Genomic DNA, 1,107 nt, shown 5'->3' on the forward strand with positions numbered 1-1,107 from the left:
AAAAGCTTTCGTCAATGCCGTTTTGATTCGCAATAAAGATCTTCTCATGGGGCGACGGTATGGTACCCTCCTCGGCGGTAAGCAATTCCTCGAAAAGTTTTTCGCCAGGTCTTAGTCCGGTGTATATGATATCTATATCTTCATAGGGCGTAAATCCAGATAGCTTAATGAGGTCTTCCGCCAAGTTTTTTATCATAACCGGCTCACCCATATCTAGGACGTAAACTTTTCCGTTATAGGGCAATGCCGCGGCTTCCAAAACGAGCTGCGCGGCCTCTGGGATCGTCATGAAGTAGCGCTTCATCTCGGGGTGTGTCACGGTTACTGGCCCACCTCCTGCTATCTGGCGCTTAAATATGGGAATTACGCTGCCTCGGCTCCCCAAGACATTCCCAAATCTCACCGATACGAAGGTCTGCCCCGGCTTTGCCTTTGAAGCGATGTTGCGCACGACCATCTCGGCGATGCGCTTAGAAGCTCCCATGACGGATGTTGGGTTAACGGCCTTGTCCGTCGAGATGTTGACGAAGTGCTCGACGCCCCATTCTAGGGCCAGTTCTGCTACGTTGCGGGTGCCGCCTACGTTGTTTATTATGGCCTGGTCAACATTTACTTCCATCATGGGAACGTGTTTATGTGCTGCAGCGTGAAACACTACTTGAGGTCGAAATTTCTTGAAGACCCGCTCAAGTTTTTGACGATTTTGGACGTCGGCAATGACAAGCTCGTATTTCAAGCCCGGAAATGAAGTTTTGATCTCAAGTTCAAGCTCAAATAAGCTGTTTTCGCCCCTTCCAAGAAGAACCATAAATTCAGGGCTGAAACGCGCAACCTGTCTGACGATCTCAGATCCTATGGATCCTCCCGCCCCCGTCACAAGGATGCGTTTGCCCCTTAGATATTTCGATATGGCGTCAATGTCGAGTTTTACAGGTTCCCTCCCCAGCAAGTCTTCTATATCTACATTTCGTATTTGCGAAATGGAGACGGCTCCGGAAAGAACTTGGTAAATCCCCGGTATAATTCTATAGGAAACCCCTGCTTTTTGAGACAAATCCACAATTCGCCGTACAAGGCGGCCATCACCGGAAGGAATTGCGATTAAAA

1 protein-coding gene is annotated in these 1,107 nt (G+C 48.9%); it reads right to left on the bottom strand.

What is annotated here, in order from left to right; genetic code table 11:
* Positions 1 to 1,107: UDP-N-acetylglucosamine 4,6-dehydratase family protein (locus Q7P41_RS11575; protein WP_303884422.1), on the bottom strand; the 1,107-nt coding region annotated here is incomplete at both ends.

The sequence above is a fragment of the Acetomicrobium mobile genome (genome assembly GCF_937920065.1).